This is a genomic window from Pseudaestuariivita atlantica (genome assembly GCF_001205715.1).
GTDB classification, from domain to species: Bacteria; Pseudomonadota; Alphaproteobacteria; order Rhodobacterales; family Rhodobacteraceae; genus Pseudaestuariivita; species Pseudaestuariivita atlantica.
The window spans coordinates 1-18,859 of the sequence record NZ_AQQZ01000027.1 but is presented as its reverse complement, the minus strand read 5'-3'; the positions used below and the strand labels follow the sequence as shown (position 1 = coordinate 18,859).

The window sequence follows — 18,859 nt, the reverse complement described above, 5'->3', positions numbered from 1 at the left end:
GACTGACCTGCCCCCCGAGGCTCCCTCGTTCATAACGAGAGTTTGCGGGTCTGGTTTTCATATTCTTCGTCGTCAGTTTGGGCAAGCGCGTCGGGCGCGGAGCCCTCAAATTGCTCAAGCGTCCGGCGCGCTTCTGCGGGTGTTTGGTTGCCGAGAGATGAGTGCGGTCTGACGTTGTTGTAGTCGTATCTCCAGAGTGCCAGCTTTCGCCTTGCATCTTCCAGGCAGTCGAACAGCTCCTCGTTCAAAAGCTCGTCACGCAGACTGCCGTTGAAGCTTTCGATGAAGGCGTTTTGCTGCGGCTTGCCCGGGTCGATGTAGTGCCAATCGACGCCGTTGTCGTTCGCCCATTTCAGGATTGCCCGGCTGGTGAACTCGGTCCCGTTGTCGCTGACAATGCTGGCAGGTCTGCCATAGACCCGGACCAGCGCATCCAGCTCGCGGGCAACCCGAGCGCCCGAGATGCTGGTATCAGCCATCAGGCACAGGTTCTCACGGCAGCAATCATCGTTCACCGCCAGGATGCGGAACCGACGGGACGCCCCGAACGTGTCGGACAGGAAGTCCAGCGACCAGCGCTCACCTGGCCTGAGAGCCTTCGGCATCGGTGTCCGCGATCCCCGCGCCCGTTTGCGGCCCCGTCGTTGCCTGACGCCCAGCTTCTCATCCGTGTAAAGCCGATAGAGCTTCTTGTGGTTCATGATCATTCCCTTGCGTTCCAGCATCACGCCGATCCGCCGATAGCCAAACCGACGGCGCTTGGCAGCGACGGTCTTCATCTCCTTGCGTATCTCAGGATTATCCGGCGGGCGTTCGCGCCGGACCGTCTTCGGATCGACACCGACAAGTCGGCAGGCCCGGCGTTGCGAGATGTCGTGATCCCGCATCGCCCTCAGCGCTGCCTCTCGCCGCTCGTTCGGCGTCGTCAGTTCTTTCCCAGAAGATCCTTCAGAACAGCATTGTCCAGCATCGTATCGGCCAGCAGGCGTTTGAGCCTGGCGTTCTCGTCTTCCATCGCCTTCAGCTTCGCGACGTCGGACACCTCCATGCCGCCGTACTTCGATTTGTATTTGTAGAACGTGCCCTGGCTGAGACCGTGCTTGCGACACACCTCCGCCGTCGGCATCCCGGCTTCCTGTTCCTTGATCATCCCGATGATCTGCGCCTCGGTGAATCGGCTCTTTCGCATTCGCTTGCTCCTTCAAAAGGTTGAGCAAACTCTACGCTAGAACGAGGGAAGTTTCGGGGGGCAGGTCACTCGGCATCCGTGACTTGGCCCCCAAAATCCATCTCCATCTGTCGTTGTTCCTCGGCGATAACGGCTTGAACGACGGGCGCGGTCTTCTTTGGGGCGACATGGGTTTGCTCTGACGATTGGCCATCAGCGGCCTGGCGTCCGGCCACCACATCGGCTTCAGATCCACGTGGCCCGTCCGATGGCGGTGTCATCGGCATGGCGCGCATACTCAGCGGCAGCGTACCCTGTGATCCGCCTCCCCCCGGCTCCGGAAATGGCAACTCGCCTGTCTGCGCCGCGTGGATCGCCTTGAACAGCCGGTCGTCGAAATACTGGATCCGCTTCGCCCGGACCGGCATTTGCGCATCGATCACCATGACGATCTCGTCGAGCGGCAGGCGGCGGGCCTCATCTTCGGGTAGCAGAGAGCTCTCTTCGGTCCGTGTGGATTGGCTGCGCCCTTCGAAGGGGTTCTTGCCGATGGATTGAGACCGCGTAACGACGGTTTTCGTGGTCTTGCCGACCGCCTTGCTCAGTTCCTCGACGGTCTTTTCATCGGAAGGCGTCAAGTAGAGCTTTACGCCCGCGTTACCCTGCAGCGCGCGGCGGGTGTTTTCGCCGTAGATTTCATCGAGGGCGGGGATCGTCTGGGTAACCACGGCCAAGTGGCCGCGGTAGGTGCGCAGGGTCTCGATGCTTTCGACCACGATGGGCATCTTGCCCAAACGGTTGAACTCGTCGAGCATGATCATGACGGGCCAGGGCTCATCCGGCCCGGGATCCTTTTCCTGCATGGCCGAGAGGAGATCAGAGAAGAAGAGCCGGATAAGGGGCGCGAGGGGCTTCACCATCAACGGCTGGACCACGAGATAGACGGAGAAGGGTTTCTTGCGGATCGTGCGGAAATCAAAATCCGACACCGCCGTCGCCTCATCGATCGCCGGGTTCTGCCATTGGTCGAGCCCCGAGGTCATCAGGAGCGAGACGTAAGAGGTCAGCGTGTCGTTGTTGGTGGACGCCAGCCGCGTGAAGATCAGCTTCGCGGCCCTGTTGTCGACCTCATGCCCCCGCGCGAAATACTCCTTCTGCTTGTTCCCGCCCGAGGCTGCGATGCGGTAGATTTCGCCCAAGGTCGGGCGCTTGCGCTGGAAGGCCAAAAGGCCTGCTGCCACAAAGAGATCGATCCCGCCTTTGAGGAGGCCCTGCACCCGGTCGTTGTCGCTTTGCAGGAAGAGCGTCGCGAGAAGCTGCAATTCCATCTGCTGGCGCGCGGGGTCCTTTAGCTCAAAGATGCGCAGGAGCGGGTTGTAGCGATGCGTGCGCTTGCCCTCCCAATCGGTGGGGGCAAAGCGATAGACCTTGTCGCCCTGGGCAGCGCGATGGCGGGCCGTGGCCTCGAAACACTCGCCCTTTACATCGAGCGTGACGGCCGAGCCTTGCCAGGTCAGCAGGTTCGGAATGACGAAACCCGTGGTCTTGCCGCGGCCCGTGGGCGCCACGATCAGCGCGTGCGGGAAAACTTTCGAGCAGATGTACTTCGCGCGGGATTTTGGAGTACCGAGCTTGCCGAGAATGAACCCGGTGCCGGGTGCGCCAAAAAACCCGTTGGCCTTCATCTCGCGCGCGCTCTGCCAATGCGTCTGGCCAAAGCGTGTGAGGGCGGATCCTGAGAGAGCGAGGCTCAGCATCATGCCGGCGGCGGCGAAGCTGCCGATGATCAGGTGGATGAGTTGGGCATCCTCCGGGCGGCGATCGAGGATCGCCAGATAGTTCTGCGCGATATAGGCGAAGTCGATCTCGGCCCCGAAGCCGAGATCCTGGTAGGTCAGAACCGCCGAGGCGATGGTATAGCCGATGGCGGCGGTTACCAGCGTGACGAGAAGCACACCGGCCGCGATCCGCGCTTTTCCCATGGAGGCGCTCAATGGACCTGACCCCGCTCGGTCTCGCCATTCACCTCTGTCGCGCGGTGTTTTTCGTATTCGGTGTCGGCAAGATCATCGACCACCTGGCGCAAGGCCTCCGTGTTGGCCGTCGATGCATCCGATTGCAGGTAGACCTTGGCGACATAAAGCCGGTCGAGGCGGTCCTCGAGAACCTTGTCCAGCGCATCGGCATCGCCGGATGTGAGCCGCTCGAGTTGACGGTCATCCAGCACCCGCGCGATCTCGTCGCGGAAGGCGTCCCGCTCCGCCTCGGTCTCGAAGGGCTCGGACAACTCCCCCGCCCGCTCATGGTCCAGGACACGCGCAATAGCGTCTGCAAGGCGGTCGGCACGGTCAGACTGCGGCGCAGTTTCACCGCGGGCTGCGAGGAGGTCGTCGCGCGTGCCAACCTCAAGCCCCTCGCGCAACTCGTTGTCGCGGCGAACCTGATTGATGGCCTCCGTGTCCCGTATCTCGACGACGGCGGCATAGGTCGCGCCGAGCCCACGGGCGAGGTGGGACGGCATGTCCGGATAGCGCGCGCGCAAGTCATCGGCGACAGCATCCGCAACGGACGTGCGGACATCGCGTGCCTCCATGATCCGGTAGACCTCGCGAGTGATCTCGCTGGCGAGGGCCGCATCGGTGATGGTCTCCCTATATGGCTCGGACCGGTCGATCACATCGCCAGGGCGTGCGAGCAGGTCCGGGTGCGCCTCGAGATACGCGCGCTGCTCGGTCTCGATCCGGCGCTCTGCCCGCGAGACAACCTCCCAGTCCCGGTCCTCGATCTGCTGCGCGGTTAGGCCGTCTGCGCGCATCTCCTGTCGGATTGTCCCTTCCATCGCCCGGACCGCGCCCTCGTGATAGTGGAACCGCTCGCTGACCGGTTCCGCTTCCATTACACCGTCCCGGCGCAGCACGTTCTCCCGTTCCAGAAGCGTGCCAAGCGCGACATGCACATCGTTGAGAATGTCGCGCGCCTGTTCCAGATCGGCGCGGCGTTCAAGGTTCAGATCGCGCGCCTCGGCCACCTTGGAGAGATCATCGGCGATCCATTGATGCTCAAGCGCAGCACTCGAGGCCCTGGTTTCGATCCGGGCCACCACTTCCGATGTGCTGATCCCGGTTCCAAGCAGCGCGGTGTCTATGCGCGACCGCAAGTCCGGCTCGGCAAGACGTTCTAGCTGTTTGGTGTCGATATTGGTCTCAGAATAGACCCCGCCTTCCGACGGAGGCTCAGACAACGTGCTCGAACGCAATCCGAGCGGCTGCATGTGCTGAACCTGCGTCTGGATCTCGATGAGGCGCTTTTCCAGCACGGGACGTGCCCCGTCAGATTTCTCGGCGATCATGCCCTGCACCCGCGCAAGCTTCTCCGCATAGAGGTTTCTAAGATCCTCGAAACTCTGATCCTCGGCCATATACACATCTCCTGTTCGGTCCACCTGCCCGCCATGCGCCAGCACCTCGCCCGCGCGAAAGAGGGCTGCGGCAATATCCTCGCGGGCCTCCCGGGAGGCCTCCGCGGCAAGCGAGTGGTAGACATTTCTGGTGTTGGCGATCTCCGCCAGCGTCCGCGTCAGGTCGGTCCCAACACGCTCCCGCTCGCGGGGTGCGCGACCCTCGTCCTTGGCCGCGTAGACCTCGCTGGTCCGGGCTGGGTAATGCACAACCCCGCGATCCACCCGGCGCGTGGCCTCCAAGCGCACGCCATACTTTTCGGCCTCCTCGACCATGGCGAGGCGGAAATCGTCATAGTTGAACCGATGGTTGCGCCCGAGGAAGAAGAACTCACCTTCCTGCGAGCCGCGGTTCAGCACTAGATGCGCATGTGGGTGATCGCGGTCCTCATGCACCGCGATGATGTAGTCGAAGTGCCCTTCGTCGGTCTGGAAGAACCGCTCGGCCACATCCGTTGCGAGGTCGCGCACATCCTCTCCGCGCGTGCCAATGGGGAAAGACATGAGCATGTGGGTGGTCTGCCCGAGCTTGGGTTTGAAGCCCGCATCCCACCGCTTGGCAAAGCGCTCGGTGAGGTCCTTGATGTCCTTCGCTTCGAGCTTCGCCTTGCCATCCAGGAAGCCGCTCGAATCCACGATATGGGTGGACTTGGTGGTGAGGTACTCGAGCTGGTTATTGAGCTGTGATTTCGTGTGCGTGCCGCCACCCCGGATCGCTTTAAAAACCGCCGGCCGGTGCCCTGCTGCAGCACGCACGAGTTGCTTCTGCTTGGCCACGTGCAGGCCCTGCATCGAGCCCCGGATCCGGCTCCACCCATCCCGGAACACCTCGCCGGTGACCGCATCTACCGCATCATTCAGCCGCATGGGCAAACTCCCTCAGCGCGGCCGTGGCCTCGAGCTGCATCGCGTCGCGACGACGGCGCAGAAGCAGATCGATCTCGTCAGCGGAATCCAGAATGAACCGCGCCAGCCCGCGCATCTGCGCGAGACGCAACTCAGAGAACTCTGCATTGGTGCCCCCTACGGCCCCCTGCCCCATCCGGTTGGCCCGCGTCATCTGCTTGGCAATCTGTACGACACCATTGCCCACCTCGTGCAGAGAGGCCCTGTAGCGCGCCATCTCGGCGGCAAGCGCGGCATCCGGCACAAAGACCCCACCAGCGGCCTGAATGAGCCGTCTCAGCCCCTCTGAGCGCGTTTCAATGCCCGCGGCGGCCAAGGCCCCATCAAAGGCACAGAGCTCGTCTGGTGTCAGCTTAACCGTCACGGCTGCGGTCGCGACAGCGGTATCTCTCTGCCGCTCTGCATCTGCCTTCACGACATACCGGACGGCGCGCGACGTGACCCCAAACCGATTGGCCAGTTCTGAAGAAGACACGCCGTCCGCCGCCTCGCGCACGATCGCCATCTTCTCGATCTCGGATAGTCGTTTCGCTTGGGACATGCGGAAGAAAGACCCCCTATTTCCTGCCAACTTCATACAAGGCTGCCCCACCATACGAAACTATACCGAACTGTCAATAATATACTTGCGTTGCTTCTGGTCTCGGCAGCCTTGTATTCCGCTTCACGCCGCGGCCCGCAGGGGCGCGGCCCTACTGCCCTCACCACCGGCACACCATCACAATTCCAGGACCCCGTGTTCCAGCACCGCCCGAGGGTCTGGCCGAACACGCATGTGTTCGGACGGAAACACGGGCGGGCACAAACCCCACCGACAGGGCGGACAGGCAGGGTCAAGGAGGGCCAGATTTGGCTCCGCCAAATCTTTGCCGCAAAAACCAGGAGGCCCTGGCCGATAGGTTTTTGTGGATGGCCCCCTTGAGGCTGACTGGCCGGTCTGTCGCGGCCTGATCATTCCGGGCAGTGTTCGTCCTTTGAGCGCGCAGCGACCGACACCAAGGGGAGGTCGCTGTCGACGATCTGACCGCCGGTAACGGCGTCCCTGGAACAGGGACAGGGCCGCCTGATGGCGGCCCATCCTCGTCAGAGGATTTAGTCCTGCGGTTCCTTCGAACTCGGCGGGAACATCACCAGCTCCGAAACCGCGACCGGGAAGTCGAGCTTGAGGCTGAAGAACTCCGAGCCGTCCCCGTTGCGGGTGTTGCGGAACATCGCGCCCACGCGCTGAAAACGGGTGCGCTCCTGGCCATCGGTATCGGTGAACTTGACGGGGACGGTGGCGACGTAGTGGTTGGTCATTTGGGTTACTCCTTGTTGCGATGGGGATCACCCGGCACGGGGGCAAGAGGACCGGTCGCAAGCGCAAATGCGATGGTGTGGACGCCCCCGCCCGGCATCGCAATGTGCCAAGGTAGCGATGTCGGAAGTCGAACCAGGTTAGGAGGAAATCATGCAAGACGTTCACATCATCGGACTGGATATCGCGAAAAACTCATTTCACGCACATGCTGCTGCGGTCGACGGAACTGCACTTTTTAGCAAAGCTCTTCCGAGGGGTCGGGTATTGAACGTACTCGGCAAGCTGCAACCATGCATCGTTGCTCTCGAAGCTTGTGCCGGCGCGCATCACTGGGGCCGCGAGATCACGGCCCTCGGCCATGAAGTTCGGCTAATCCCACCACAATATGTCAAACCGTATGTGAAGCGACAAAAGAACGATGCCTCTGATGCTGAAGCCATCGCAGAAGCAGCCTCCCGCCCTTCCATGCGCTTTGTCGCCGTGAAAAGCCCTGAACAACAAGGGCAAGCGATGGTACTGAAGGTGCGGGACCTATTGACGGCGCAGCGAACTCAAACGATCAACGCGCTCCGCGGACATCTTTCGGAGCACGGGATTGTCTCGCCAAAAGGCCCTCAGCATTTGCCGCGCCTCGAAGACGAGATGAATGCTCGCAAAGATATCTTGCCGCACACGGTCATCTCGGTTTGTCGCGTGCTCTTCGTGCTTATCAGCTCTCTTTCCGAGCGCATAGAAGCTCTATCGCTGCAGCTGAAGCAGGTCTCCAAGCAAGACGATGTCGCAAAACGTCTAATGACCATGCCGGGAGTTGGCCCTGTGACGGCGGTTTCGCTGTCTGTTTTGGCACCACCACCCGGAACCTTCTCGAAAGGTCGAGATTTCGCCGCCTGGATAGGTCTTGCCCCGCGCCAGCACTCAACTGGAGGCAAGACCAAGCTGGGACGAACATCGAAGATGGGACAGCGCGATCTCAGGAGGCTGCTGATTATCGGCGCGATGTCTACGATCCAATCCGCCGAGCGGCGGGGCGGGGCGCCCGAAGGATCATGGCTTGCCCGCATGCTCGCCCGCAAACCGAAGATGCTCGTGGCAGTTGCCTTGGCGAATAAGATGGCGCGCATCGCCTGGGTCCTGATGACCCGAGGCGGCGCTTACGAAACCCCGGCGCGCGCCTGAGCGCGATGGGGCCCAAAGGGAAGCGGCAGTTCTGAACGGAGGTCATGGCAAAGCGTCGACGAGATCAGGAATAGGAAAACCAGTGACCCTCCCGGAGGCTTAGACCCCGCAAATGCGTTTTGGACCCGTTCCTCGAACTCACCATGAGGGCCCGCAGCGAACACTGCTGCATAAGGAGGCCGGATACACGGAAGAACTCGACCGCTCCACCATGCCCAACAGGAAGAAATCGCTTGCATCCCTGGGGGCGTCCATACACGGAGGGTCCGCGGCTCCGCCGTGGAAGCCGTATTTGTGCTTGCCGAAGCGTAAGCTGAGGGCACGATTGGGCCGACCCCGTGCGATCCACATCTATGAGCAAGAAGGAGTGATTCGAATTTGTGCCAGCACTTAGAAGCCGCCATCGAACCCGTCGATCGTGACCGAAGATGGCCCGGTTCGTTCTGATCCAATGCATCTGGATAACGATCCGTCACGCTCACGATGTGGCGGGTCAGCGTTCCGTCGCAAGGGAAGATCCGTTGTCTGTGTCGGATGGGCGCGTCTGCTATCGGCACCAGGGTTGAGGGCGCGGGGGACAGCTGGTGCGTCCACATCGGTACGGCACGGCCAGACCTTCAGCAATGAGCGTGCTGCCGACGTCCTGACCGTCAACGAACAACGAGCCGCAGAACCGCAGAACCGCCCAAAATTGCACTGATCCGTACCCTCTGTCCCGGGCCGGCAGGAACAGGCCACGCGCTCAAATTCAATTGACGTCGCACCCCGCACCAATTGACCTAGACGCGCGGTCGCGCGCTCCCCAATCTCACGCTCTACGGTGCAGGAGGGTCTCCATGTCTCAGGTGCGTTAAACCCGACGAGACGCACGTTCGCTCTCAGGCCGCGAACATCGATCGTATCACCATCAATGATCCGCACATCGCTGGCGCGAAGCGACCGGTCCTGTGAGGTGGGTCGCTCTGTTGGCGGCGCGACCAGTGACAGGAAACTTGTAGCCATCCAGCCCGTACCAAAGTTGGATCGAATTTGTGTCCACTGCCCTTCTTCTCGAAGCTTTTCGACGCGGGTTCCCTCGCTCAAGACACCCATCACGGCATTCGAAGTAGACGGTCCAGCACGTTGATTGACACGTGTCCCTGTCACATAGACGTAAGCGGCGTCGGCAGTTTGCGATGAGGGAACGGCTGACGGACTGTAGGGTGTGGATCGCGAGTTCGATGATTCAAACACTGATCCAACCAATGCGAAGAATCCGACAGCGATCACCAACGGCACCATGATTTGGCGTTGAGCCTTGCGCGCGGCACGCCGAGGTGCATTGATAGCGCGGGTCACGGAAACCGGACGGGATCTTGCCTGACCGGTTCTGGTACTGCGCTTCGGTGCTGGTTGAGAAGTTCCGTGGTCAGTCGCTGCCGTTTTCTGTGCCGGATTTTCCCGTTCCAGTTTCAGGACTTTGTGCAGGCTCGCAAACTGCGCTTTGCTCAGGCGCGTCTCCGTCCCATACCGCTGAAACCGTTCAGCCATGTTTGTGAGAAAAGACATCTCCCACTCGTTTGCCTGCCCGGATCGCAAACGCGCATCAATGCGCGATTGAATCTCTTTGGTTCGTTCCGAGGAAAAAGGCATCTAGGAAAAACCTGGGCGGGTGTTGAGATGTGCAACAAATGTCTTCTGCCGCAGGGCCACATTTAGCTGTAATTGCATAGAGATACCATCCAGCCATTCCCGAAACCAGATTGACCGGATTGCGATCACCACGCCAGTCAAAGCCCATTGCTGGAGTTCACTGCGACACCGCCGATGTTCGCCCACATCTAGGAAAACGACGAAAGGGCCGCCCGAAGGCGACCCTCTCAATTCACTTCTCCGCAGACCTCTTCGCCGGGTCAGCAACCCGCATGACCGTCAGGCCCTTCGCTTCCGCCTTCTGTCCGAGGTTCAGCGCGACCCCGTTGCCACCGAAGAGTACAACCCCGGTCGCCGCGAACTTGTCGTCCAGCATCTCGTCGTTGCACTTGAACGGTGCCGCCCGCCCGTGTGCGGACCAGCGCGGATCGAAGCGCGCCTGCGCGACCCCGCGTGCGCGCGCCCACCGGGCCGCGATCATCTCCGCCCCGTGCTTGCCACCCTTGTGACAGAGGAAGATCTCCTGGTTGCGGTTCTGCTTGATCCGTTCGCGAACCTTGTCGAGCGTGTTGAAGATCACATCGACATCGGTCCAGTCGGTGGCACCTGAGACGATCAGGGGCACCCCCTCGACTTTCGACTTCTCGGCGGTTTCGCGATCATGCTGCTCGAGGAGCTGCCGGGCCTCGAAGACCGCCCCGGTCTCTTGCGCCCGGACGCTTGCGCGCGACCCGGCTGCCGGGATGAAGGCGTGACCCGTCTCGATCTCGTAGCATTCCGCCGCTGCCTCGCTCATCACCTCGATGGCGCTCACAATCTCGCGCAACTGCAGGAAGCGCGCCTGCGCCTCTTCGAGCGCGGTCTCGGCGATCTCCGACCCGTCGTGGGATTTTGCCAGCGCGCCGATCTTGTCGGCGGTGCGGTCAACCTCCTTGCCGAGCGCCACCTTGCGGCGCTGCAGGATCGTGGCGAGCCCATGAGCCAGCGGTTCGACTTCTGCCTCGAGCCCGGTCCCGCGCAACTGACCAAGTAGAGCCTCGAAGCTCTCGCGGATGATGCGGTCGGTCAGGATGTGATCCTCGGGGATCGGCAGCTGTGCGTCCTTCTCGGTCAGCCCGAAAAGCTCGATCGTCTCGTAGGTGTTTGCGGTGTCGTAAGCCATGTCTGGTCTCCAGTAGTCGGTTGTGGAGCCACCACGTGAGTGTGGGGGCATGGCCGAATGCCTGGTTTCCGAATCTGCCTGGGTCAGGGACGGCGCAGCCGCCGGCTTGCCGGGCGCAAAAGTTTTCCGCGTGCAGCACCCGACAGATGCGCGTCCTCACGCACGGGACCGCCCCGCGCCACAGGCCCCGCCCTCGCCGAAAAGTTTTGCGATCCTTGACGCGGGCTGATTTGGGGGCCATCCGGAGGATATGCTTCCGCGCTCATGTGTGTGTGTTTTGACGGTAGGTTTGCCCGACACGAGCAGGCAAACGGCCCGACCGGACGCGGGAGACGGATGAAGCGGCGGGATCGTTTTGGCCTCGGGCCAAAACAGACCAGAGCGCAATCCGGCGGAGCGGCCGGGAGGGACGTGCTCGCGAGGCGGGAAAACCGGGATGCCGGGTGCGACGCCGCGGTGAGGCCGCATGGCCGAATGCGCGACGGACCGAAGGGCCGTTCATGATCCCCAAACGTCTAAGCGGAAATCTGCTATTCGGATTCGATACCTAACGCACGCCGGATTGCATCCCGATAAACGTTCTCAATTGGCAAGGTCACATTGTTGAATGCTTCCTGTACCTTATAGACAGTGGTCGAGTGGTTGAGCGTGTTCTTCAAAGGAATCAACGTCTCATTAGGAGGCTCAGACGACAAATCGTAGTCATAGACAGCAAAGGTGATTGACGCGGGTTGCAAGGCATATCGAACCAACCCCTCCTGTCCGCCCAAGCGCTCCATGATACGCTTGAAAACAGGCTCTGGACAAACAAAGAACAATCCGCTTTTGCACAACTCTTCACGCTGTAAAATCTGGCCCTTGTATATAAGTTGTGGAAGGATACGCTTGGCAACATTTTCCCAATTTAACCCGGCGGTTGTTTTTTCAACCAACCCGTCTTGCTTCAGTGCATCGTAGCCTGGGCGATAGGTACCCGTCGTATCAATCGTTTGCACCTCAACGGCCACGAACTCAACCAAATCTCCCTCTTCGCTGATTTTCGCAAGAACCCAGTCGACGAAGTAACCGCCCTTTTTCGATTTTTGTGGCAGGCGAAGTTCGCCCCCCCATCCTTTACCAAAAACGGCGACGCAAGGTTCTCGATTATCGATTGAGTAATTTACGGCATCCCGCCCCGCGACCAATTTCAAATTTGGTCCAAAGACTCGATCGGCTATGTCCGATAGTATTCGGTAGTCATCCGCGTAAAGCCGGATCGGGCAACAGATAACGGGTTCGCTGGTAATGGGCTTAATGGCGCAAACGCCCGACACAACTCCGTCATTGAAACTCTTCTGACAGGTTTCTCTACTGATCGGGCAAACTTCAGTATCAGCGGCATGCTTCGCTAAGTCGGACCTATCATCCGCACGATACCCAAAGAACTCAAATATTGTCGCCGCCATGCTTCTAAGAGACCTTCTTGGCGTGCTTGCGCAGGTCCTCCAAGACGCCTCGAATCGATCGCCCTATTGCTGCGGCCAATAGCGATGGGACGGCATTCCCGACCTGTTCATACTGTTCCACTCGAGAACCGACGAAACGGTAGCTATCTGGAAAAGTCTGAATTCGAGCCGCTTCTCTGACGGTAAAGCATCGATCCTGTTCGTAGTGAAAGTACGCTCCCCAATGTGGATCGCACTTCGTCAGAATTGTAGATGCAAGGCCATCTGGTGCAACTCGACCGTAACGCTTTGTGTGATCAGAACGACGCGCGCGCCGCATGCCTCTTGGCAATAAATCTTCCGGGATGTCCGTCCAATTGCCGCCCGGAGGGATGAAAGACATCCGCTTGATATTTATCTCGCCCAGCCGGGGCGCCTCATGATTAAGCACACAGTCGCTGCCATTGCGCATCGCCACCTGAAAATCGTTTTGAGGCCCGCTCCGATAGTTCTTGCGCTCTTTGCCGGTTTCTCCATTTGCCAGCGCAGGCAGGTCATCAATCGCATCACGAACGCTAACAAAAGAAGGGAGCTCCAAGTTTGTAGGAAGAGCGACGATGTTTTTACCCTCGAAATTAGAGGTGAAGTTTACCCGGAGAGGTGCGTTACGAACAGGTTCTGGGAAGGCTCGCAAGGGATCGGCTTGATCACCTCGAATCCCGATGATGACCGTCCGCCAACGCGTTTGCGGCACGCCAAAATGAGGCGCGTAGAGGATCTTCACATCGGCGCTGTATCCATGGTGACCCAACGCCAAGAGGATCGCCTGCAAGGTGCCTCCTCCCTCGAAGGAAACAAGCCCAGGGACATTCTCAATCAAAACCGCCTTCGGCTCAAACTCATCAACAAAGCGCAAAAACTCTAGAAAGAGGCTGTTCCGATCATCGTCCGCTGAACGCTTCGGCGCATTGATTGAGAAACCCTGACAAGGCGGACCACCTGCTACAAGATCCAATTCACCCTTCTTGAGGCCCAAGCGACGACGAACATCGGAAGCGTCAACTAGTCGGATGTCTCGCGACTCAACGATGGCTTCCGGATGGTTCAAGGCATACGTTTCAGCGTGGCGCGCAACGATTTCATTGGCATACAATGACTTAAAGCCAGAAACCCGAAGTCCCTCAGACAGCCCACCGGCGCCCGAAAACAAGTCGATTGATGTGTACTGCTCGCCCAAAAGACCGCTCCTCGTTTTTTTTCGAAGCTTTAACACTTCCTTGGATATCATGAAAGAATCTAGAATGTCTTCACTGTTTGTTCTATTTCTGATGGCATCGGTCTCGCTCAAACTGACGACCTCGGCGAAGTCTACGAGACTGCCGGAAATCGGCGGCAGGCAATCATCTGGAACCTCATTTTGATCACCCATAGCTTCCTGAAGCACTGCTTGGTTCATCGGTGCAGCTTCTGAGCACCACTAAACAAATGAAGGGGAAACGCGTTACCACGGTTCCCCTGTCAATTCAGCATATTCCGTCTCAGACGCTGATCACGCGACCAGCGACAGCCCGGTGCCTGCGTCCTGCGGCTGCTCACCGCTGTCGATGAACGGGATGATCGAGAAGGTCTGCCCGCCGCGCTGTTCTTCGTTCTGCACGGCGTTGACGCGCAGGTCGCCATCGGGCGTGTTGATCAGCAGCGACAGGTAGTCATTGCCCGTGCGGCTGCTCTTCGCCATCCAGGCCGAGCCAACGCGGATCGGTGTGCCCCGGGGCGAGCTGACCTCGATCCGGTAATCGGGGTGGGTCTCCTCGGATTTATAGCTGTTCTCGATCAGCATGAACTCCAGATCGAACATCATGTTGGCGATGTAGCCCGTGAAGGCGTTGTCAGCGTCCATGGCGGTGAGCTCGCCCGAGATCGAGCCGGATTTCATCATGCCGTTCGAGACCAGCGGGATGATCTCAAACTCGCCGCTCTGGGCCGCGCGCGCCTCTTTCGTCTGCACCGCGTTGACCCGGAACGGGCCGAGGCCCACATCGAGCTGCATCGAGATGTAGGGGTTGCCGGTGGCATTGCCGGTCTCGTTCCAGGCCGTGCCGATGCGCACCTTGCGGCCCGACTTGTTGATTGCCGTAACGTCAAAATCCGGGCTGCGTTCGGACATCTTGACCCGTGCCTCGAGCTGGATGGCGATGTCAAAGCGCGTCGAATGGATCATGCCGGTGTACTCGGCGGCTGCGGTCTCGACGTTGCGGGTGAGGGTTCCTGCGAACATGGGATAGTTCCTTTTCGATTGGCGGTGACTGACGTCCATGCCAGAGCATCCGGGATTGCTTTCTCGACCCCTCATGGGATCGCAAATCAGAAAGCCTGCTTTCCTTTCAGCCCCGCCCGCGGGTCAGGGCTGTCGTCGGAGTGGGAATGCCCCTGCGCCTCCGGGTGCCACGCCCCTCCCCTGCCCCTGTCATCTTGATTGGCGGGCGGGGTTTTCCTCGTGGTTCTCCGCCGGGCCCGCGATGAAGAACTCCGCTTCCTTTCCGTTCAACCGGTGCCCGCTTCGGTCGGTCAGGCCGATGCAGCTATCATTCAGCAAATAGGTGATGAGGTACCGACCGAGCCGGTCCTTGTGGACAACATAGCCGGTATTGGCCCAATGCACGGTCTGGCCGACATCGACGGCGGCCTTGATGTCTTCGAGAGTCATGCGAACCTCCTTACGAAGAATGGTGGGGAAACGACGCAAGAAGCCCGGTCGTCCAACCGGGCTTCCATGCAGCATTTGTTTGGCCAACGGCCGAGACCTGTCAGGCACCTTGCGTGGCTGGCCTTGCGCGCGCTGCCATCCAATCCTTCAGGCCAAGGACCGTTCTGCCGGCGGCGACTTCGGAGGCCCAGGCGGCCCTTGGGTCGCCGCAGGGCTCATCGCCAGAATGCCGGGCGATATGGCCGTTGGCCATCCATGGCTCAGGCTGGATCCGACGCAGCCAGTCCGCCATGCTCGGGATACGGCCTTGGCAGTCTTCACGGATATGCTGCTCGCCGATCCAGCGCACGGGTATGTCCCGACCTGCGCTATTGGTCAGGGTCAGGCCAAAGACACGCTCGGCCTCGAACAGGCCTTGGGCATGGTGACGCAAGGCGCGGTGCGTGAAGAGGGCGAGGTGTTCTTTCGAGGCGTCGAACCAATCGTGCACGGCCTGATAGTCAGACGGCACCCCGCCGAATTTCCGGGCAGAGCTATCAGCATGATGAAGCGGATGGGCCATATCAAAGTCCCTCGTCATAGCTGTGCGCGCATTCAACGTAGCGGTCCGCGTGATCGAGCGTGATGCTGTCGCCCGTGATGTCCCAGGTCAGCGTGCCATAGCCGCCTTCGTTGTTCTCAAACCCCGGGTGATGGTGATAGGCGAGCGACCAGGCGAAATCGCCCACCTCAGTGGCAAGCGGTTCCGGCAGTTTGACCTCTGCAGGCTGCACGGTCACATCCTCGACATTGCCGGAGTCGCCGTAGCCCTCGTATTCGGCGGTGACCTCGCTGATGCCAAGCGCACGTAGTTGCGCGATCAGCTCAGCTCGGGTCGCCTTCAGGGCGGTTTCGCGCTCCGCGCGCCACTGAGCCGCCAGCGCGGCATAATCGATCTGGGGATTGGTCATGGGTCTGTCCTCTTGTCTGCAATTGGTGGGGGCCGGGCGCGGCATTGGCCCGCGCGCGCCCGGAACGCGCAGACCGGTCAAATCCCGATCTGCGACGCCCCACCCAAAGCCTGCTTTGGCTTTTCAGGCGGCTTGGTCTGCCTTGATGGCAGGCCTCTGCCCCACGATCCGGGCCAGAATGTTCCCCGTGTCGATCCCGTTCCCATGCGGCAGGAACACCCGCAGCTGGAACGCGATGATCTCGGTGAAGCAGCCGAGGGCCTTGAGGCTTTCGATCATGCCCCGATCCGCACCAGAGAGCTCGAGACGCATCTCGCCTGCGACGCGGCGACGGGTCAGGGTGAGACCCCGGCCCAGATCGACCGGCGCGGTGGTGCCGAGGGCGGCGGTCAGCATCTCTTGCGGCGTTCGCGGGTTGGAGACGAGGAAGCGGGCGCGGAGCGCGGCCGCGCCTTCTTCGCTCAGCGTGCGCCCGATCATAGCCGTCGCCCCGTCAGGCGTGACCCTGTAGATGCGTTCATTCGTGGTCGGAATGTCCTTCCAGATCGGCAACAGCAGCCCGGTCAGCAGGTAGAGCTTGGTCGTGGTGGTTATCGGCAGGGACGCAGCCTCTTCATCCCAAAGCCATACGAACTCGGGCTTGCCGATCTCTTCCCAGGCCGAGGACTCGAACCGCGTTTCCTCCAGATAGCTCGACCCGTTGGGCCGCACGGCCTTGCGCATGAGGGTGACGATATCTTCGTCATAAATCTGCATGGGCCGCGCCGAGATGAGCGCCGCGCGGCCAGACGCGCGGTTGACCATGGGGAGCTTGTCGGGATTGCGCGACAGGGCGTCATCCGCTGATAGCACGTGGACCGGGTCGGTGACCTCGAGCCCGATGATCCGCGTCACCGCGCCGGATTTCGGGCAGGTCCAGAGATCCTCTGTGGATACCTGTTCGATCTTTTCGCCACGCAGAGTTTCCACGCCGAGATCGAGCGTGCCGGCCGCGCGCGCGCGCTCAGACTGATCAGCGATCCGGCGCATGAACTCGGCAAAGAGCGCGTTCTGCATGTGGATGGGAAGGGCCAGAACCCGGTTCAGAAACCGCTGGATCGGGGGAAGCTCCTCAAGGAGCACCCAGTCCTTGTCGATCAGCCGCAGGGCCGTCCAGTCGGTGAAGCTCTCGTAGCTCATCGCCTCAGCGCGTCCGGCGGCAAGATCGGCGAAATACCCACGCAGCGCCGCCCGTGCGATCGGGCTTTCGAGATTGTCCTCCTCGCGGAACATGCCCTGCGAGCCGGTCTCGCGCTGACCCTTGGTCAAGGCCCCCAGCTGGTCGAGGCGTTTGGCAATCGTCGACGTGAAGCGTTTCTCGCCATGCACATCGGAGGTGCAGACACGGAAGAACGGCGCGCTGACCTGGGCAGAGCGATGCGTGCGGCCCAGCCCCTGGATGGCCGCATCCGCGCGCCAGCCGGGCTCCAGAAGATAGTGCCGCCGCCGTTTCTGGTTCTTCGCCGTTTGCGCCGCGTGATAGGACCGGCCCGTACCGCCCGCGTCGGAGAAGATCAGGATATCCTTCTCGCCGTCCATGAAGGCTTGGGTCTCAGACGAATTACTGCTGGCGGCGCGTTTCTCGATGAAGAGGTGGCCATCCTCGGCCTTGAGGGGCCGGATGGACCGGCCCGTGACTTCAGCGACGGCCTCGTCGCCAAAGGCCCAGAGGATCTGGTCGAGCGCCGAGGGGATCGGGGCCAGCGTCATCAACTCCATCATGGCCGCGTCACGCAGAGCGAGCGCCTCGCGCGAGACGACCAGCGCGCCAGTTTCATCGCGGAGCGGTTCGGCCACCATATTGCCATCGATCTCGACCAGCTTTTGCGCATGAATCGGGAAGGCCTGTTCGAGGTATCCCAGAACATAGTCGCGCGGCGTCAAGGCACCCTCGACGAGTTCACCCTCGGGATCCATCGTCTCAAGTCGACGTTTCAGCAGGCTCTCACCCGTCGAGACCACCTGGATGACGCAAGCCTTGCCCGCCGCCAGATCGTCCTCGATGGCGCGGATAATGCTTGGGGCTTTCATCCCCATCAGGAGATGGTTGAAGAAGCGCTGTTTCGTGCTCTCGAAGCGGGACTTGGCCGAGGCGCGTGCGGCCGAGGCATTGGTCTCGCCAGAGGCGTCGTTGACGCCGGTCGCCGTCAGCGCGGCTTCGAGATTGTGGTGGATGGTGCGAAACGCACCCGCATAGGCGTCGTAGATCTCGATCTGGGCCGGGGTCAGCGCGTGTTCGAGCACATCATACTCCACGCCATCGAAGCTGAGAGCACGGGCCGTGTAGAGACCGAGCGTCTTGAGATCGCGTGCGACCACCTCCATGGCGGCGACACCACCCGCCTCCATGGCCGAGACGAAACTCTCGCGGCTCGGGAAGGGGTATTCGGGGCCCTGCCCCCAGAGCCCCAGCCGCGCGGCATAGGCTAGGTTGTGCACGCTCGTGGCGCCCGTGGCCGAGATGTAGAAGACGCGAGCGCGCGGGGCCGCGAGTTGCAGCCGCAGGCCTGAAAGGCCCTGCTGGGAGGGTTTGACCCCCCTGCCCTGCTCGGACCCCGCCGCGTTCTGCATGGCATGGGCCTCATCAAAGGCCAGCACGCCATCGAAGTCTTCGCCCATCCACTCGAGGATCTGGCTCAGCCGCGTGCTGCCGCATTTGCCCGCCGAGCGCAGCGTGGCGTAGGTCACGAACAGGATACCATCGCCCATCGGGATGGGCTGGTCCGGTTTCCATTTGGAGAGCGGCTGGATCTCGGCGGGCGAGCCGCCAAGATCGGTCCAGTCGCGGATCGCGTCCTCGATGAGCGTGGCGGATTTGGAGACCCAGATCGCCCTCCTGCGTCCAGCCAGCCAGTTCACCAGGATGAGCCCCGCGCATTCGCGCCCCTTGAACCGCCCCGGGTTTACCGGAGAGTTTCTGGTTCAATAGTTAGGCTGC

At 61.0% G+C, this 18,859-nt stretch carries 13 protein-coding genes and 2 pseudogenes; 1 reads left to right on the top strand and 14 read right to left on the bottom strand.

Annotation, left to right across the window (positions count from 1 at the left end):
- Nucleotides 1-29: 29 nt before the first annotated feature.
- From ATO11_RS20535 to ATO11_RS20510, 5 genes are all read right to left on the bottom strand, one after another.
- Nucleotides 30-1,189, bottom strand: a protein-coding gene (locus ATO11_RS20535; protein ID WP_110553816.1) for an IS3 family transposase whose coding sequence is annotated in 2 segments (ribosomal slippage) — nt 30-940 and nt 940-1,189 — 1,161 coding nt in all. Because the reading frame shifts where the segments join, the coding sequence is not laid out codon by codon here.
- A 65-nt stretch (nt 1,190-1,254) separates the two neighbouring features.
- Complete coding sequence (locus ATO11_RS20525; RefSeq protein ID WP_050532779.1) at nt 1,255-3,150, bottom strand: type IV secretory system conjugative DNA transfer family protein; 1,896 nt, start codon at nt 3,148-3,150, stop codon at nt 1,255-1,257.
- Nucleotides 3,151-3,158: 8 nt separating this feature from the next.
- Nucleotides 3,159-5,492, bottom strand: coding sequence for a relaxase/mobilization nuclease domain-containing protein (locus tag ATO11_RS20520; RefSeq protein ID WP_050532778.1), 2,334 nt, complete (start codon nt 5,490-5,492; stop codon nt 3,159-3,161).
- On the bottom strand, nt 5,479-6,072 hold the full coding sequence (locus ATO11_RS20515; protein ID WP_050532784.1) for a transposase: 594 nt from the start codon (nt 6,070-6,072) through the stop codon (nt 5,479-5,481). Before ATO11_RS20515 ends, ATO11_RS20520 begins: the two co-directional genes overlap by 14 nt.
- A 551-nt stretch (nt 6,073-6,623) precedes the next feature.
- Entirely contained in the window at nt 6,624-6,830 is a 207-nt protein-coding gene (locus ATO11_RS20510; protein ID WP_050532777.1) for a hypothetical protein, read from the bottom strand.
- A gap of 151 nt (nt 6,831-6,981) precedes the next feature.
- Between ATO11_RS20510 and ATO11_RS20505 the strand changes: the two genes are divergently transcribed.
- Nucleotides 6,982-8,007 carry an IS110 family RNA-guided transposase gene (locus ATO11_RS20505; protein ID WP_050532776.1) on the top strand — a complete coding sequence of 342 codons (1,026 nt, stop codon included), beginning with the start codon at nt 6,982-6,984 and terminating at the stop codon, nt 8,005-8,007.
- A 390-nt stretch (nt 8,008-8,397) separates the two neighbouring features.
- Here the strand turns inward: ATO11_RS20505 and ATO11_RS22605 are convergent, their stop codons facing one another.
- From ATO11_RS22605 to ATO11_RS20465, 9 genes and pseudogenes are all read right to left on the bottom strand, one after another.
- On the bottom strand, nt 8,398-9,288 hold the full coding sequence (locus ATO11_RS22605; protein ID WP_423212724.1) for an SH3 domain-containing protein: 891 nt from the start codon (nt 9,286-9,288) through the stop codon (nt 8,398-8,400).
- A 583-nt stretch (nt 9,289-9,871) separates the two neighbouring features.
- Nucleotides 9,872-10,801: a DUF2493 domain-containing protein gene (locus ATO11_RS20500; protein WP_050532775.1), complete on the bottom strand. Its 930-nt coding sequence runs from the start codon at nt 10,799-10,801 to the stop codon at nt 9,872-9,874.
- A gap of 530 nt (nt 10,802-11,331) precedes the next feature.
- On the bottom strand, nt 11,332-12,246 hold the full coding sequence (locus ATO11_RS20495; protein ID WP_050532774.1) for a NotI family restriction endonuclease: 915 nt from the start codon (nt 12,244-12,246) through the stop codon (nt 11,332-11,334).
- Between the two features lie 4 nt (nt 12,247-12,250).
- A complete protein-coding gene (locus tag ATO11_RS21505) occupies nt 12,251-13,681 on the bottom strand; it encodes a DNA cytosine methyltransferase (RefSeq protein ID WP_242601488.1) in 1,431 nt (476 codons plus the stop codon).
- A 93-nt stretch (nt 13,682-13,774) separates the two neighbouring features.
- Nucleotides 13,775-14,503 carry a DUF736 family protein gene (locus ATO11_RS20485; RefSeq protein WP_050532772.1) on the bottom strand — a complete coding sequence of 243 codons (729 nt, stop codon included), beginning with the start codon at nt 14,501-14,503 and terminating at the stop codon, nt 13,775-13,777.
- A 123-nt stretch (nt 14,504-14,626) separates the two neighbouring features.
- Nucleotides 14,627-14,932, bottom strand: a pseudogene (locus ATO11_RS20480) (hypothetical protein).
- A gap of 100 nt (nt 14,933-15,032) precedes the next feature.
- Nucleotides 15,033-15,494 (bottom strand): DUF6915 family protein, encoded by a 462-nt coding sequence (locus ATO11_RS20475; protein ID WP_050532783.1) that lies wholly within the window; start codon nt 15,492-15,494, stop codon nt 15,033-15,035.
- A gap of 1 nt (nt 15,495) precedes the next feature.
- Nucleotides 15,496-15,882 carry a DUF6878 family protein gene (locus tag ATO11_RS20470; protein WP_050532771.1) on the bottom strand — a complete coding sequence of 129 codons (387 nt, stop codon included), beginning with the start codon at nt 15,880-15,882 and terminating at the stop codon, nt 15,496-15,498.
- Nucleotides 15,883-16,005: 123 nt separating this feature from the next.
- Nucleotides 16,006-18,810, bottom strand: a pseudogene (locus tag ATO11_RS20465) (strawberry notch family protein); the annotation flags it as partial.
- Nucleotides 18,811-18,859: the final 49 nt, after the last annotated feature.

What these genes read in the sequence shown, in the direction of transcription:
- ATO11_RS20505 (WP_050532776.1), top strand. Translation starts at nt 6,982, where the DNA reads ATGCAAGACGTTCACATCATCGGACTGGATATCGCGAAAAACTCATTT.
- ATO11_RS20485 (WP_050532772.1), bottom strand. Translation starts at nt 14,503, where the DNA reads ATGTTCGCAGGAACCCTCACCCGCAACGTCGAGACCGCAGCCGCCGAG.
- ATO11_RS22605 (WP_423212724.1), bottom strand. Translation starts at nt 9,288, where the DNA reads ATGGTGCCGTTGGTGATCGCTGTCGGATTCTTCGCATTGGTTGGATCA.
- ATO11_RS21505 (WP_242601488.1), bottom strand. Translation starts at nt 13,681, where the DNA reads ATGAACCAAGCAGTGCTTCAGGAAGCTATGGGTGATCAAAATGAGGTT.
- ATO11_RS20510 (WP_050532777.1), bottom strand. Translation starts at nt 6,830, where the DNA reads ATGACCAACCACTACGTCGCCACCGTCCCCGTCAAGTTCACCGATACC.
- ATO11_RS20515 (WP_050532784.1), bottom strand. Translation starts at nt 6,072, where the DNA reads ATGTCCCAAGCGAAACGACTATCCGAGATCGAGAAGATGGCGATCGTG.
- ATO11_RS20475 (WP_050532783.1), bottom strand. Translation starts at nt 15,494, where the DNA reads ATGGCCCATCCGCTTCATCATGCTGATAGCTCTGCCCGGAAATTCGGC.
- ATO11_RS20520 (WP_050532778.1), bottom strand. Translation starts at nt 5,492, where the DNA reads ATGCGGCTGAATGATGCGGTAGATGCGGTCACCGGCGAGGTGTTCCGG.
- ATO11_RS20500 (WP_050532775.1), bottom strand. Translation starts at nt 10,801, where the DNA reads ATGGCTTACGACACCGCAAACACCTACGAGACGATCGAGCTTTTCGGG.
- ATO11_RS20495 (WP_050532774.1), bottom strand. Translation starts at nt 12,246, where the DNA reads ATGGCGGCGACAATATTTGAGTTCTTTGGGTATCGTGCGGATGATAGG.
- ATO11_RS20470 (WP_050532771.1), bottom strand. Translation starts at nt 15,882, where the DNA reads ATGACCAATCCCCAGATCGATTATGCCGCGCTGGCGGCTCAGTGGCGC.
- ATO11_RS20525 (WP_050532779.1), bottom strand. Translation starts at nt 3,150, where the DNA reads ATGGGAAAAGCGCGGATCGCGGCCGGTGTGCTTCTCGTCACGCTGGTA.